This window comes from Pseudomonas fluorescens (genome assembly GCF_001648775.1).
Lineage (GTDB): Bacteria > Pseudomonadota > Gammaproteobacteria > Pseudomonadales > Pseudomonadaceae > Aquipseudomonas > Aquipseudomonas fluorescens_M.
In genome coordinates this window covers 18,620-34,432 of the sequence record NZ_LVEJ01000010.1, presented here as the reverse complement: position 1 = coordinate 34,432, position 15,813 = coordinate 18,620, and the positions used below count along the sequence as shown (strand labels likewise).

Sequence of the window (15,813 nt, the reverse complement as noted above, 5' to 3'; positions counted from 1 at the left end):
CAACGGCCCGCCATCTGGTGGGCCGTTGTGTTTCAGTTACACATACGGCTGGCGACAGACGCGCCTCTCGCGTACAAATTGCGCTTATCGATTTCTCGCTCCAAGGCTGACAATGCGACTGGTTTTCCCCACATTGATGCTTACCGCCCTCACCCTGCTGTCGGGCGTCACCGGCGTGAACGCGGCACCGCAACACGCGTTGACCGTTTATGGCGAGCCGGCCAAATACGCTCCCGGCTTCAGCCACTTCGACTACACCAATGCGCAAGCCCCCAAGGGCGGCACGATGCGTCGCTCGGCGATCGAGATTGGCCACTTCGATCATGTCCTGCCCTACATCGACAAAGGTATTGGCGTCACCCAGATCGATGGCCTGCTTTACTCGCCGCTGGCGCAACGCTCGATGGATGAGCCGTACACCGTCTACGGCCTGGTGGCGGAAAAAATGGAGCGCTCGGATGACGGGCTTTCTCTGCGTTTCTTCATCAATCCCAAGGCACGTTTCGCTGACGGCAAACCGATCACCGCGCAAGACGTGCGTTACACCTACGATCTATTGATGACCCAAGGCAGCCTGCGTTATCGCACGCAGTTCGCCGACGTCAAAGGCGTCGAAGTGGAAGCACCGCTGACCGTGCGATTCGACTTCAAAAACAATGAAAACCGCACCCTGCCGCTGGACATCGCGACCCTGCCAGTGTTTCCCGAACATTGGTGGAAGAGTCGCGATTTCGCTGGCGGTGGCGGCTATGAACCGCCGCTGGGCAGCGGCCCTTATCGTGTCGGCAAGGTCGACTCGGGGCGCAGCATCACGTTCGAACGCAATGCCGACTGGTGGGGCAAGGACTTGCCGGTCAGTCGTGGCCTCTACAATTTCGACCACTTCAGTATCGAGTACTTCGGCGACACCGACGTCGCTCGCCAGGTGCTGCGCGGCGGCGCGTATGACTACAACCGCGAATTCTCTGCTACCGGCTACTCAATCGGTTACGACAGCCCGGCCCTGAGCGACGGGCGCCTGCAGAAGGCTCACCTGGCCACCGAAGCACCTCAATCGGCCCAGGGTTTCGTATTCAACCTGCAAAAACCGATGTTCAAGGATCGTCGCGTACGTCAGGCGCTGGCCATGCTCTGGGATTTCGAGTGGAGCAACCGGCAGATGATGCGCAACCTGTACATCCGCCAGCAAAGCTACTTTTCCAACACCGATCTGGCGGCTCGTGCGCTACCGGATGCGGCGGAATTGAAAATCCTCGAACCGCTGCGCGGACAGGTTCCCGATGAAGTCTTCACCACTGTCTTCGAAGCGCCGAAAACCGATGGCAGCGGCCTGATCCGCGACAAGCAGTTGCAGGCTCTCGAATTGCTTGAGCAAGCAGGCTGGAAACCGGACGGCGATCAACTGGTGAATGCCGAGGGCGAGCCATTGAGCTTCACTTTCCTGGTCAGCCAGAACGGCATGGATCGCCTGTTGTTGCCATACAAACGCACGCTGAAACAGATCGGCATCAACCTGGATATCCGCCGCATCGATTCTTCGCAGTACGTCAATCGGCTGATGAGCCGTGACTACGACATGATCGTCACCGGCTATCCGGTGACCACCTCTCCGGGTGGCGAATTGCTCAATTACTTCGCTTCCGCCTCGGCCAACGACCCCGGCGCCAACAACTACATGGTGTTGAAAAACCCGGCGGTCGACACCTTGATCAACGGCCTGATCCGCGCCTCAACACAATCGGACATGCTGCATTACGCCCACGCGCTGGATCGGGTGCTGCAATGGAACTACTACTGGATTCCCAACTATTACCCGCCGGGCACCTCGACCGTGTGGTGGAACCGCTTTGGTATCCCGTCGGTTCAGGCGAGCAATGACGAAGCGATCGAGAGCTGGTGGGAAATCAGCAGTACCGCGCTGACCAACCAACAGATGACCGCCGAAAAAATCGGCCGTGGCAGACCCGGAGGAGCGCACTGATGTGGGCTTACATACTGCGGCGTCTGCTGCTGATCATCCCGACGCTGGTGATCATTCTGTTGGTCAATTTCGTGATCATTCAAGCCGCGCCCGGCGGCCCGGTGGAACAGGCGATCGCACACTTGCAAGGCATCGGCGGCGGCAATGTCGGCGGTGGTTCGGGCGAAACCATGAGCGGTACCTCGCGCGCCAGCCGTGGCCTCGATCCGCAATTGATCAAGGACATTGAAAAACAATACGGTTTCGACAAACCCGCCCATGAACGCCTGTGGCTGATGCTCAAGAACTACGCGCAACTGGACTTCGGCAAGAGCTTCTTTCGCGGCGCAACCGTCACCGACCTGATTCTGGAAAAAATGCCGGTGACCATTTCCCTCGGATTGTGGGCGACGCTGATCACCTATCTGGTATCGATCCCGCTGGGCATCCGCAAAGCCGTGCACCACGGCAGCCATTTCGACATCTGGAGCAGCACCGCGATCATCATCGGCTACGCGATGCCGGCGTTCCTCTTTGCGATGTTCCTGATCGTGGTGTTTGCCGGCGGTACATCGTTGAACTGGTTCCCGGTTCGCGGTCTGGTTTCGGACAACTTCGAGTCGCTGTCGACCCTCGGCAAGATCACCGATTACTTCTGGCACCTGGTATTGCCGGTGACAGCGCTGGTGATCGGTGGTTTCGCCACGCTGACGATCCTCACCAAGAACTCGTTTCTCAATGAAATCACCCGCCAATACGTGGTGACTGCCCGGGCCAAAGGCCTGAGCGAGCGCCGCGTGCTCTACGGGCACGTATTCCGCAATGCGATGCTGCTGGTGGTCTCGGGGATTCCCCAAGCCTTCATCAGCGTGTTTTTCGCCGGTTCGCTGCTGATCGAAGTGATCTTCTCCCTCGACGGCCTCGGCCGCATGAGTTACGAAGCGGCCGTGTCCCGAGATTACCCGGTGGTGTTCGGGTCGCTGTTCATCTTCACGCTGTTCGGCCTTTTGATAAAACTGATCGGCGACCTCTGCTACACCTTCGTCGACCCGCGCATCGACTTCGCCGCGAGGAATGCCTGATGTTCAAGCTCTCGCCGTTAGGCCGTCGCCGTTTCGAACGTTTCAAGAAAAACCGTCGTGGCTGGTGGTCGCTGTGGCTGTTCATCGGTCTGTTCCTGCTGACCCTCGGCGGTGAACTGATCGCCAACGACAAGCCGTTGATGGTCAGCTATCAAGGACAGTGGTACTTCCCAGTGCTCAAGCGTCACACCGAGCAGGAGTTCGGCGGACAACTGCCGTTTCAGGCCGACTATCGCAGCGAATATGTACAGAACCTGATTCGCAAGGATGGCGGCTGGCTGCTGTTCCCGCCGATCCCGTTCAGTGATGACACGCCAAATTATGACCTCAACAAACCGGCGCCGAGCCCACCCACCTCGGTCAACTGGCTCGGCACCGACGATCAGGCGCGGGATGTGTTGGCGCGGGTGATTTTCGGTGCGCGAGTATCGATCCTGTTTGCGTTGATGCTGACTTTTGTCAGCGCTCTGATCGGCATCGCAGCCGGCGCCTTGCAGGGCTACTACGGCGGTTGGGTCGACCTGCTCGGGCAGCGTTTGCTTGAGGTGTGGTCGGGGCTGCCGGTGTTGTACCTGCTGATCATCCTCTCCGGTTTTGTCGAACCGAATTTCTGGTGGCTGCTGGGGATCATGGCGCTGTTTTCATGGCTGGCGCTGGTCGATGTGGTGCGTGCCGAGTTCCTGCGCGGGCGCAACCTGGAATACGTCAAGGCTGCGCGCGCGTTGGGCTTGACCGACCGCAAGGTGATTGTCCGGCATATCCTGCCCAACGCGATGAACGCCACACTGAGCTATTTGCCGTTCATTCTGACCGGGGCGATTTCTACTCTTACGGCGCTGGATTTCCTCGGTTTTGGCATGCCCGCCGGCAGTGCCTCGCTGGGCGAACTGATCGGCCAGGGCAAGCAGAACCTGCAAGCGCCGTGGCTCGGCTTGACGGCGTTCTTTACCCTGGCGCTGATCCTTTCTTTATTGGTGTTCATCGGCGAAGCGTTACGTGACGCCTTCGACCCTCGATCCTGAAGCGTGACCATGACTGATAACCTGATAGAAATCCGCAACCTCAACGTCGCCTTCCACGGCCAGAACGTGGTGCGTGACCTGTGCCTGGACATTCGTCCCGGCGAATGCCTGGCATTGGTTGGCGAGTCGGGTTCGGGCAAGTCGGTCACCGCCCACTCGATCCTGCAATTGCTCCCGCAAAGCGAAGCGCAGACCACCGGCAGCATTCGCTATCGCGGCGAGGAACTGGTCGGTGCCGACCCCAAGGTCTTGCGTGAACTGCGCGGCAACCGCATTGCGATGATCTTTCAGGAGCCGATGACCTCGCTCAATCCGTTACACACGATCGAAAAGCAGATCGGCGAAACCCTTCTGCTGCACCGTGGCCTCGGCGGTAAAGCGGCGCAACAGCGCATTCTCGAACTGCTCGAACTGGTTGGCATCCAGAAACCCAAAGAGCGGCTCAAGGCCTATCCCCATCAGCTGTCCGGCGGGCAACGGCAACGGGTCATGATCGCCATGGCCCTGGCTTGCGAACCCGAGTTGCTGATCGCCGACGAGCCGACTACAGCGCTCGATGTCACCGTGCAGCGCAAGATCCTGCTGCTGCTCAAATCCCTGCAACAGCGGCTCGGCATGTCGCTGCTGCTGATCAGCCACGACCTCAATCTGGTCCGCAGCATCGCCCAGCGCGTGTGTGTCATGAAGGCCGGACAAATCGTTGAACAGGCCCCCTGCGAAACGCTGTTCACGGCACCGCAGCACCCGTACAGCTGCGTATTGCTCAACGCCGAACCGGAAGGCGAAGCCTTGCCGCGCGATAATCGTGAAAACGTCCTGGAGGTGGAAAACCTCAAGGTTGAATTCCTCATCGGCGGTGGTCTGTTTCAGCGCAAGCAACACCTGCGTGCGGTGGACGGCATCAGTCTGAGCATCCAGCGCGGCAAGACCTTGGGCATCGTTGGCGAATCCGGCTCAGGCAAGTCGACACTGGGTCAGGCGATCCTGCGCTTGCTCGACTCCGAGGGCAGCATCCGCTTTCAGGGCGAAGCGCTCGACGGTCTCAACCAGAAGCAGTTGCGGCCCTGGCGGCGGCAGATGCAGGTGGTGTTTCAGGATCCGTTCGGCAGCCTCAGCCCGCGCATGTCAGTGGCGCAGATCATCAGCGAAGGCCTGGAAGTGCATTGCGAGTCGAGCGCCGATGAGTGCGATGAACAAGTGATCCGCGTGCTCAAGGAAGTCGGCCTCGATCCGCAAAGCCGCCATCGCTACCCGCACGAATTCTCCGGTGGCCAGCGCCAGCGCATCGCGATCGCCCGGGCACTGGTGCTGAAACCGGCGCTGATCCTGCTCGATGAACCGACCTCGGCACTTGACCGCACGGTGCAGAAACAAGTGGTCGCCCTGCTCCGCGACCTTCAGGAAAAACACGGCCTGACCTATCTGTTCATCAGCCACGATCTGGCGGTGGTGCGCGCCCTCGCCCACGACATGATTGTGATCAAGGACGGCAAAGTGGTCGAGCGTGGCGCCAGTCATGAGGTGTTCGATGCGCCGCAGCATCCATATACCAAAGAGCTGTTGGCGGCGGCGCATCCGGGCTAGGCATAATCTCCATTCGACTTGAAACCGAGTCGCGGCCTTCGCGAGCAGGCTCGCTCCCACAGTGGATTTGATCGTTCGCAGGTTTTGTGAACAACGACGATCCTGTGGGCCGGCACTGGCAACAAACAATCAGGATCAGCCGTCAGATGAACACCACCGAAAGCCTCAAGGACTACCAACGGGTTCGCACCCTGGCAATCCGCTCGCTGTTCGAGATCATCGAACAGTCCAGCGAAGGCACAGTGATTGTCGACCGCGACGCCAATATCGTCTGGATGAACGAACGTTACGCGCGCCGCTTCGGTCTGGATTCGGCCGCTGGCGCGATTGGCAAACCCTGCGAAAGCGTGATCCCCGGCAGCCTGCTGCGCGAGGTGGTGCGCACGGGGCGGCCGATTCTTTTGGACATGCAAGACACGCCGAAAGAACCGTTGGTGGTGATGCGCCTGCCGATCCACGACGACGCTGGCACGGTGATCGGCGCGATCGGTTTTGCCTTGTTCGATGAACTGCGCACTCTCTCGCCGATGCTCAAGCGCTACCTGAGCATGCAGGAAGAACTGGCTTCGACTCGCTCACTGCTGCGCGCGCGGCAGACCAAATACAACTTCGCGCATTTCATCGGTACCAGCGCCGCCAGCCTTGAAGTCAAACGCCGCGCCCGCCGCAGCGCCAGCGCCGAGTCGCCGGTGTTGCTGCTCGGTGAAACCGGCACCGGCAAAGAACTGCTGGCCCAGGCCATTCACAGCGCTTCGCCGCGAGCGCACAAAGCGTTCGTCAGCATCAACAGCGCAGCGATTCCCGAGGCATTGCTCGAAGCTGAATTTTTCGGCACCGCGCCCGGCGCATTCACGGGCGCCGACCGCAAGGGGCGCACCGGCAAATTGCAGATTGCCCAGGGCGGCACGCTGTTCCTCGATGAAATCGGCGACATGCCGTTGCCCCTGCAGAGCAAACTGCTGCGGGTGTTGCAGGAAAAGGAATTCGAGCCTGTAGGCTCCAACGAAGTGATCCAGAGTGACGTGCGAGTGATCGCCGCCACCTCGACGGACCTGCAAGCGGCGATCAAACGCGGTGAATTCCGCGCCGATTTGTATTACCGCCTCAACGTGCTGCCGATCCAGGTGCCGCCGCTGCGTGAACGTCTGGATGATCTGCCGGCGCTCAGTGAAGCGATCCTCGAAGAACTGCGCAGTCAGCATGAGCTGCACCGTGATGCCCTTGGGCTGCTTGGGCAACACGCATGGCCGGGAAACATTCGTGAGTTGCGCAATGTGCTCGAGCGGGCGGCGCTGCTCAGTGATGACTTGATCCTCACGGTGCAGGATATTCGCGCGGCCATCGGTACATTTACGCCGGTTGAGCACACTATGGCACCGACGTTAAATCTATTGAAGCAGGAAACATTCGCGCAGGCGCGAGAGCGTTTTGATCGGCAATTGATCGCGTCCACGCTAGCGCAGTGTGCGGGAAACGTGCCGGAAGCCGCAGCTCGGTTAGGGCTGGGGAGGTCGACGCTCTACAAAAAAATGGTGTCGCTGGGGATTGCCTGATCTCATTATCGAGACTGATGTCTCTATTTACGGACATGATCAAAAGCTTCGCGAGCAGGCTCGCTCCCACATTGGAACGCGTTCTCCATGTGGGAGCGAGCCTGCTCGCGAAAGCGTCATTCCTGTCATCGCAAGTCTCAAAAGAGAGACAATCATGGTCACTCCGCCGAAGATAAAATAAATAACTCTTATCTTTCAAAGAGTTAAGTATCTGGCACAGATCTCGCTAACACCTCTCCCACACCCGCTTCACCCACAAAAATAACAATTCTGGAGAGACACACCATGAGTGTGATCATTGCCTTGGCGGCCCTCGCGCTGCTGATGCTTGCCGCCTACCGTGGCTACAGCGTCATCCTCTTCGCCCCGATTGCCGCCCTCGGCGCAGTCCTGCTCACCGACCCTTCTGCTGTCGCCCCCGCGTTCACCGGGGTGTTCATGGAGAAAATGGTCGGTTTCATCAAGCTCTACTTCCCGGTGTTCCTGCTGGGCGCCGTGTTCGGCAAGTTGATCGAACTCTCGGGGTTCTCCCGTTCGATTGTTGCGGCGGCGATTCGCTTGCTCGGCACCCGACAAGCGATGCTGGTGATCGTGCTGGTCTGCGCCCTGCTCACCTACGGCGGCGTGTCGCTGTTTGTGGTGGTGTTTGCGGTGTATCCGTTCGCTGCGGAGATGTTCCGGCAGAGCAACATCCCTAAACGGCTGATCCCGGCCACCATCGCCCTCGGTGCGTTCTCGTTCACCATGGACGCCCTGCCCGGCACCCCGCAGATCCAGAACATCATCCCCAGCACCTTTTTCAACACCACTGCGTGGGCCGCGCCGTGGCTGGGGGTGATCGGCACGATTTTCGTGTTCTGCAGCGGCATGTTGTTTCTGCAGCGCCAGCGCAACAAGGCCCAACGCGCGGGTGAAGGCTACGGCACCGAGTTGCGCAACGAACCGGAAACCGCCGAAGATCTCAAGCTGCCGAACCCGTGGCTCGCGCTGTCGCCATTACTCGCGGTGGGCATCATGAACCTGCTGTTCACGCAGTGGATACCGCAGTGGTATGGCAAGACCCACAGCCTCGCGCTGCCGGGCATGGCCACGCCAGTGACTACCGAGATCGCCAAACTCACGGCGATCTGGGCCGTGCAGGCGGCGCTGCTGATCGGCATCCTCATGGTGCTGGTGTTTGGCTTCAAGGCGATCCGCAGCAAGCTCGCTGAAGGCAGTAAAAGTGCCGTCAGCGGTGCCCTGCTGGCGGCAATGAATACCGCCTCCGAATATGGTTTCGGCGCGGTGATCGCCTCGCTGCCGGGCTTTCTGGTGCTGGCCGACTGGCTCAAGCAAATCCCCAATCCGCTGGTCAACGAAGCCATTACCGTTACGCTGCTGGCCGGTATCACCGGCTCGGCGTCGGGCGGCATGAGCATTGCGCTGGCGGCGATGTCCGACCAGTTCATCAGCGCCGCCCACGCGGCGAATATTCCGCTGGAAGTGCTGCACCGTGTGGCGGCGATGGCCAGCGGCGGCATGGACACGCTGCCGCACAACGGCGCGGTGATCACCCTGCTCGCGGTCACCGGTCTGACCCACCGTGAAGCCTATAAAGACATTTTCTGTATTACGCTGATCAAGACCCTCGCGGTTTTCGTAGTGATCGGCACTTTCTACGCCACTGGCATTGTGTGAGGTATTCATGACGACTCTTTCGGGCAAAACCGCACTGGTCACCGGCTCCACCAGCGGCATCGGTCTGGGCATTGCACTGAGCCTGGCCAAGGCTGGCGCCAACCTGATTCTCAACGGGTTTGGCGATGCTTGCACCGTCATCGCCGAAGTCGGGCAATACGGCGGCAAGGTCGGCCATCATCCCGCCGACGTCAGTGACCCGGCACAGATTGCCGAGATGATCGCCTATGCCGAGCGCGAGTTCGGCGGGGTCGATATTCTGGTCAACAATGCTGGCATTCAGCATGTTGCGGCGGTCGAGGAATTCCCGGTGGAGCGCTGGGACTCGATCATTGCGATCAATCTGTCTTCGGTGTTTCACAGCTCCCGGTTGAGCCTGCCGGGCATGCGCGCCAAAGGTTGGGGGCGGATCATCAATATCGCCTCCGTGCACGGCCAAGTCGGCTCGACCGGTAAAGCGGCTTATGTTGCCGCCAAGCACGGCGTGATCGGCCTGACCAAAGTGATCGGTCTGGAAACCGCCACCAGTAATGTCACTTGCAACGCAATCTGCCCGGGCTGGGTGTTGACCCCATTGGTGCAAAAGCAGATCGATGATCGTGCGGCCAAGGGCGTCGATCCGCAGCAGGCGCAGCATGATCTGCTAGCGGAAAAACAGCCGTCGCTGGAGTTCGTCACGCCGCAACATCTGGGGGAATTGGTGTTGTTTCTGTGCAGTGAGGCCGGCAGTCAGGTGCGTGGCGCAGCGTGGAATATTGATGGTGGATGGCTGGCGCAGTAAGCCCCATTCCTGCACAGGTTCGGTGTGATCCTGAACCTGTACGATTCAGATAAAAAGAGGCAAACCAATGTCCGGGATTCTCTGGCAACCCGATGCCGAGCGCATCGCCAAGTCGCGCATGGACACCTTTCGGCGCGCGGTCAATCAGCGTCATTCGCTGCACCTTGACGACTACCCTGCCCTGCACCAATGGAGCATCGAGCAGCGCAGTGAATTCTGGCAAGCCATCGTCGACTGCTTCGATATTCGCTTCCACAGCCAGCCCGACGCCGTGCTGCGTGAAGGCCCACAGATGCCCAGCGCTACATGGTTTCCCGGCGCCACGCTGAACTTTGCCGAACACCTGTTGCGCCGTCGCGACGATGCCGTGGCAGTCATCGCCGTGGCGGAAAACGGCCAGCGTGAACAGTTGACCTGGGCTGAGCTGGCCGAACAGGTCGCTGGCTTTCAGGCCAGTTTGCAAGCCTGCGGCGTCGGCCTCGGCGATCGGGTGGCAGCGTGCATGCCCAACACCTGGCAAACCCTGGTCGCAATGTTGGCCACCACCAGCCTTGGGGCGATCTGGTCGTGCTCGTCGCCGGACTTCGGCACCCACGGCGTGATCGACCGTTTCGGCCAGATCGAGCCTAAAGTGTTGATCACCTGCGCCGGCTATCGCTACGCCGGTAAAGAAATAGACCAGACCGGCAAGCTCAACGAAATCCTGCAACAACTGCCCTCGCTGCAACAGTTGATCATCGTGCCGTACGCACGCCCACAGGCCCGCGTCGCGGATTACCGCACCCACGCCGAAGTCAGCCTGTGGGATGACTTTTACCAAGCCGCTGGCGAACCGGATTTTGTCGCGGTGCCGTTTGATCATCCGCTTTACGTGCTGTATTCGAGCGGCACCACCGGCGTGCCGAAATGCATCGTCCACAGCACCGGCGGCGTGCTGCTGCAACACGTCAAGGAGCACGGTCTGCATTGTGATCTTGGCCCCGGCGACCGGTTGTTCTACTACACCACCTGTGGCTGGATGATGTGGAACTGGCTGGTCTCGGCCCTGGCGGTGGGCAGCGCCGTGGTGCTGTACGACGGCTCACCGTTTCATCCCGACCCTGCGCGTTTGCTCGACCTGATCGACGACGAACGCATCACCGTGTTCGGCACCAGTCCCAAGTTCCTTGCGACACTCGAAAGCAGTGGCTGCACACCGCGCGAAAGCCATGATCTGGGCAGCCTGAAGACCCTGCTCTGCACCGGATCAGCCCTGTCGCCGCAAAGTTACGACTACGTCTACCGAGACTTCAAAACCGACGTGTGCCTGGCCTCGATGTCCGGTGGCACGGACATCGTCTCGTGCTTCGTCAACGGCAACCCGCTGTCACCGGTCAGGCGCGGCGAGATCATGGGCAAGAGTCTTGGCATGGCCGTGGAAGTGTGGAATGACGCCGGTCAACTCGTGATCGGCGAGAAAGGTGAGTTGGTCTGTACCCGGCACTTTCCGGCGATACCGATAGGCCTGTGGAATGACCCGGATGGCAGCAAACTGCAGCAATCCTATTTCAGCCTTTTCCCCGGTGTCTGGGCGCAAGGCGATTACGCCGAACAACTGCACCACGGCGCCATGATGATTCACGGCCGCTCTGATGCGGTGCTCAACCCCGGCGGTGTGCGCATCGGCACCGCAGAGATTTATCGGCAAGTGGAGAAAGTCCCGCAGGTACTCGACAGCGTCGCCATTGGCCAACAGTGGCAGGACGACGTACGTGTGGTGCTGTTTGTGCGCTTGCAGGAAGGCATCGAACTGGATGAGCCACTGCAAGCGCAGATCCGCCAAGTGATCCGAGCCAACACCACACCGCGGCATGTGCCGGCGAAAATCGTTGCCGTCACCGATATACCGCGCACCATCAGCGGCAAGATCGTTGAGCTTGCCGTGAGAAACGTGGTGCATGGGCAACCGGTGAAAAACACCGACGCTCTGGCTAACCCGCAAGCGCTGGAGCAATTTCGCGACCGTGTTGAACTCAGGGACTGAGGCCACTCAGTCCATCAGGCCCCACTCACCCGAGGCGGGTGGCGCCGGTGCAGCATCGGCCTGCAGCTTGAGGCGCAGACGCAGGTTGTTCACCGAATCGGCATGTTTGAGCGCTTCGTCCTCGCTGATCGAACCTTCGACGACCAAAGCGTGTAGCGCCGCGTCGAAGGTCTGCATGCCCAGCTCCGCGGACTTTTCCATCATGACTTTCAACTCACTCAGTTCATTGCGCCGGATCAGATCAGCGATGGTCGGCGATCCCAGCATGACCTCGACAGCCGCCCGCCGCTGCCCATCAATCGTGCGTACCAGCCGCTGCGAGATAAAGGCTTTCAGATTGTTGCCCAACGCATGCAACAACTGCGGCCGGCGTTCTTCGGGGAACAGATTGATGATTCGCTCCAAGGCCTGATTGGCGTTATTGGCATGCAGCGTCGAAAGCACCAGATGCCCGGTTTCGGCAAACGCCAGTGCGTGCTCCATGGTCTCGCGGTCGCGAATTTCGCCGATCAGTACCACGTCGGGGGCCTGGCGCAGGGTGTTTTTCAACGCGGCGTGAAAGCTGCGGGTGTCAACGCCGACTTCGCGCTGATTGATGATCGACAGCCGATGGCGGTGGATGTACTCGATAGGGTCTTCAATGGTGATGATGTGCCCGCGACTGTGGCGATTGCGGTGATCGATCAACGCCGCCAGTGACGTCGACTTACCGGAGTCGGTGGCGCCGACGAACAGAATCAAGCCTTGTTTAAGCATCACTGTCTCCAGCAATACCGGCGGCAGTTTGAGGTCTTCGAAGCGTGGAATATCGAGTTTGACGTTGCGGATCACGATCGACACGTCATTGCGCTGTTTAAACAGATTGACCCGAAAACGTCCGATGCCGGCGCGCGAGATGGCCAGGTTCATTTCCAGATCCCGATCGAACTCCCGACGCTGTTCGGCGTCCATCAGGGAGTTGGCAATGGCAGCGACGTCACCGGGTTTGAACGGCTCCTCGGCCAACGGCGTCAACACGCCTTGAAATCGCGCGCTGGGCGGCGCTCCGGTGGACAAGAACAGGTCCGAACCGTGCTGACTGGCCAGGCGTGTTAACAGCGCATCGATTTCCATGGTCAAATTCACCTACGAAGCTTTCAGTAATCAGAGATGGCCCGCTGTCGTGACGCAGCGGTACATTGTGCGTCTACCCTCCCGAAGGATAGTAGACGCCGCCTCACCGAACGATGCCCAGGACTTACGCGATGAACGCTGTACCCACCCACGACGACGCTCAGGCGCTGATTGCCCGCACTGACTGGAACAGCACGGCACTGGGCGACGCCAGTCAATGGCCGCAAAGCCTGCGTACCGCGGTGGACATCGTGCTGCATTCGCCGATGCCGATGCTGCTGCTGTGGGGGCCGCAACTCACGCAGATCTACAACAACGGCTTCGCCATGCTTGCCGGCAGCAAGCATCCGCACGCTTTCGGACAGCCGGCACACCTTATATGGCCAGAACTTCGCGACTTTACTGACCCAATTTACAGCGCCGTCCTACAAGGCCAAGTGCGCACCTACAGCGAACGACGCTTTACCCTGCAGCGTGACGGCAAGGATTGCGACTTCTGGCTGGATTTGACCTACAGCCCGATTCGCGATGAAACCGCGCAGGTCGCCGGCATTCTGGTCACCGCGATTGAAACCAACGAACGCCGGCGCATCGCACTGGAATTGCAGCAACGCTCCGAAGACAGCCTCAAGGCGCAACGGCAAACCGAAGAGCGCCTGCAACTGGCCCTGGCCGCCACCGACGCCGTGGGCACCTGGGATTGGGACATCGGCGAAGATCGCTTCATCGCCGATGCGCATTTTGCCCAGTTGCATGGCGTCGATCCGACGCAGGCCAGCCGCTTACCCATCACGGATTACTTGCAGGGCGTGCACCCGGAAGACCGCGCGTTGATCGCCCGCAGCATCAAACACTGCATCACCCACGGCACCGAATACGCCGAGGAGTATCGTCTGCTGCAACCTGACGGTGAGTTGCGCTGGGTGTTTGCCCGTGGCCGTTGCTACAAGGATCACCACGGTCGGCCCGTGCGTTTCCTCGGCGCGGCCCTGGACCTGACCGAGCGCAAACACACCGAGCAGGCGTTGCGCCAAAGCCAGACAGAACTGCAACTGATCATCAACGCCATGCCGATCCTGATCAGTTATGTCGATCACGAAGAACGCTTTCGCCTGAACAACGCCGCCTATCTCGACTGGTATGGGCTGACGCCGCAGGAACTCTATGGCCGCACCATTCGCGAAGTGATCGGTGAAGAAGCCTATTTCCTGCGCGCGCCGTACATTGCCGAAGCGCTGTCCGGCCGGCCATGTTCGTTCAGTCTGTACACCACCCACCGTGATGGCAGCAGCCGCCATGCGTTGATGAACTACCTGCCGCGCCACGGTGCAGATGGCGCGGTCAACGGTTTCTACATCTTTGTCATCGACGAAACCGAGCGCAAGAAAACCGAAGAAGCGCTGCGTAATCTCAACGAAACACTGGAAGAACGCGTCAGCGCCCGCACCGAGCAATTGGCCCAGGCCAATCAGCGTCTGCAGAACGAAATGTTCGAGCGCGAGCGCGCCGAAGATGCATTGCGCCATGCCCAGAAGATGGAAGCGGTCGGCCAGCTCACCGGCGGCATTGCCCACGACTTCAACAACATGCTCACCGGAATCATCGGCAGCCTCGACTTGATGCAGCGCTACATTGCCAACGGGCGGGCCAACGAGATCGGGCGTTTCACCGAAGCTGCGGTGTCATCGGCCAATCGCGCGGCGGCCCTGACCCACCGTTTGCTGGCGTTCTCCCGGCGCCAGTCACTGGACCGCAAACAGCTCAACGTCAACGAGCTGATTGCCTCGCTGGAAGACCTGATCCGGCGGACCAAGGGCGATCCGATCGAACTCAGATTGAAACTGGCGCAAGATCTGTGGCCGGTCAGCACCGACGTCAGTCAACTGGAAAACGCCCTGCTCAATCTGGTGATCAACGCCCGCGACGCGATGCCCGACGGCGGAGAACTGCTGATCGAAACGGCCAATGTCTACCTCGACGGCAGTGACATCACCACACTGGAACCGGTGAAGGCCGGTGACTATCTGATGCTGGCGGTCAGTGATAATGGCACCGGCATGACGCCATCGGTCAGGGCCAAGGCATTCGATCCGTTTTTCACCACCAAACCTATCGGTCAAGGCACTGGCCTGGGCTTGTCGATGATTTACGGCTTCGCCCAGCAATCGGGCGGGCACGTCAGCCTCGACAGCTTGCCCGGTCAAGGCACCTGCGTGCGCCTGTACCTGCCGCGGCTGCATGCGCTGCAAGCGCAGCGGCCAACAGCCACGAGCGTCGAGCCGCTCTCGGCCACGGCAGCCGGCGAAACGGTGCTGGTCGTCGAGGATGATCCGGCGGTGCGCATGCTGGTGCTCGATCTGCTCAAGGAGCTCGGTTATCGGGCGTTCGAAGCCGAAGACGCGAAGACCGCCCTGCCGCTGCTGGAATCGGATCTGCGCGTCGACCTGTTGGTCACTGACGTCGGTCTGCCGGGCATGAACGGGCGCCAGCTGGCGGAAATTGCCCGGCAGCATCGCCCGAGCCTGAAAGTGCTGTTCATGACCGGCTACGCGCAGAAAGCGGCCGAACGTCAGGGCTTTCTCGAAGACGGCATGGACATGGTCGCCAAACCGTTTGCCATTGAGTTACTCGCCAGCAAGATCCGCACGATGATCAGTCAAACCCCGTGACTTGAGGCATAATCCGCGCCCCGCCGTCACCCCGTTATCAGGTATCGCACGATGAAAGCCCAAGCCCGCCACATTCTGGTGAAAACCGCCGAAGAGGCCGAACAGCTCAAACAACGCATCGCCAAGGGTGAAGCGTTTGATGTGCTGGCAAAGAAATTTTCGACCTGCCCGTCCGGCAAGCGCGGTGGAGATCTGGGTGAAGTGCGGCCGGGGCAGATGGTCGGCGCGATTGATGCGGTGATCTTCAAAAAGCCGCTGCGCACGGTGCATGGGCCGATCAAGAGCAAATTCGGTTATCACCTGGTGCAGGTGTTTTACCGCGATTGAATGGTTGCCTTTCGGGCCCTAT

The 15,813-nt window shown here is 60.0% G+C and carries 11 protein-coding genes; 10 read left to right on the top strand and 1 reads right to left on the bottom strand.

The features are described 5' to 3' along the window. Window positions 1-112 precede the first annotated feature (112 nt). From A8O26_RS10365 to A8O26_RS10330, 8 genes are all read left to right on the top strand, one after another. Window positions 113-1,981, top strand: a complete 1,869-nt coding sequence (locus A8O26_RS10365) for an extracellular solute-binding protein (protein ID WP_064117911.1) — start codon at window positions 113-115, stop codon at window positions 1,979-1,981. Next, the gene (locus A8O26_RS10360; RefSeq protein WP_064117910.1) at window positions 1,981-3,042 is read left to right on the top strand and encodes a microcin C ABC transporter permease YejB; all 1,062 of its coding nucleotides are present in this window, start codon (window positions 1,981-1,983) and stop codon (window positions 3,040-3,042) included. Before A8O26_RS10365 ends, A8O26_RS10360 begins: the two co-directional genes overlap by 1 nt. Continuing rightward, the gene (locus tag A8O26_RS10355; RefSeq protein WP_064117909.1) at window positions 3,042-4,064 is read left to right on the top strand and encodes an ABC transporter permease; all 1,023 of its coding nucleotides are present in this window, start codon (window positions 3,042-3,044) and stop codon (window positions 4,062-4,064) included. Before A8O26_RS10360 ends, A8O26_RS10355 begins: the two co-directional genes overlap by 1 nt. Window positions 4,065-4,073: 9 nt before the next feature. Next, window positions 4,074-5,648, top strand: coding sequence for an ABC transporter ATP-binding protein (locus A8O26_RS10350; RefSeq protein ID WP_064117908.1), 1,575 nt, complete (start codon window positions 4,074-4,076; stop codon window positions 5,646-5,648). A 146-nt stretch (window positions 5,649-5,794) separates the two neighbouring features. Next, window positions 5,795-7,201 (top strand): sigma-54 interaction domain-containing protein, encoded by a 1,407-nt coding sequence (locus tag A8O26_RS10345; RefSeq protein WP_064117907.1) that lies wholly within the window; start codon window positions 5,795-5,797, stop codon window positions 7,199-7,201. A gap of 285 nt (window positions 7,202-7,486) precedes the next feature. Next, entirely contained in the window at window positions 7,487-8,878 is a 1,392-nt protein-coding gene (locus A8O26_RS10340) for a GntP family permease (protein ID WP_064117906.1), read from the top strand. 7 nt (window positions 8,879-8,885) lie between these two features. Further along, window positions 8,886-9,659 carry a 3-hydroxybutyrate dehydrogenase gene (gene hbdH, locus A8O26_RS10335; RefSeq protein WP_064117905.1) on the top strand — a complete coding sequence of 258 codons (774 nt, stop codon included), beginning with the start codon at window positions 8,886-8,888 and terminating at the stop codon, window positions 9,657-9,659. A gap of 67 nt (window positions 9,660-9,726) precedes the next feature. Further along, a complete protein-coding gene (locus A8O26_RS10330; protein ID WP_064117904.1) occupies window positions 9,727-11,682 on the top strand; it encodes an acetoacetate--CoA ligase in 1,956 nt (651 codons plus the stop codon). A 6-nt stretch (window positions 11,683-11,688) separates the two neighbouring features. On the opposite strand, the gene A8O26_RS10325 is transcribed toward A8O26_RS10330, so the two are convergent. Continuing rightward, window positions 11,689-12,795, bottom strand: a complete 1,107-nt coding sequence (locus tag A8O26_RS10325) for a PilT/PilU family type 4a pilus ATPase (RefSeq protein WP_064117903.1) — start codon at window positions 12,793-12,795, stop codon at window positions 11,689-11,691. 131 nt (window positions 12,796-12,926) lie between these two features. Between A8O26_RS10325 and A8O26_RS10320 the strand changes: the two genes are divergently transcribed. Together A8O26_RS10320 and A8O26_RS10315 are read left to right on the top strand one after the other, a co-directional pair. Next, the gene (locus A8O26_RS10320; protein WP_064117902.1) at window positions 12,927-15,464 is read left to right on the top strand and encodes a PAS domain-containing hybrid sensor histidine kinase/response regulator; all 2,538 of its coding nucleotides are present in this window, start codon (window positions 12,927-12,929) and stop codon (window positions 15,462-15,464) included. A 51-nt stretch (window positions 15,465-15,515) separates the two neighbouring features. Next, entirely contained in the window at window positions 15,516-15,791 is a 276-nt protein-coding gene (locus A8O26_RS10315) for a peptidylprolyl isomerase (protein WP_007912322.1), read from the top strand. Window positions 15,792-15,813: the final 22 nt, after the last annotated feature.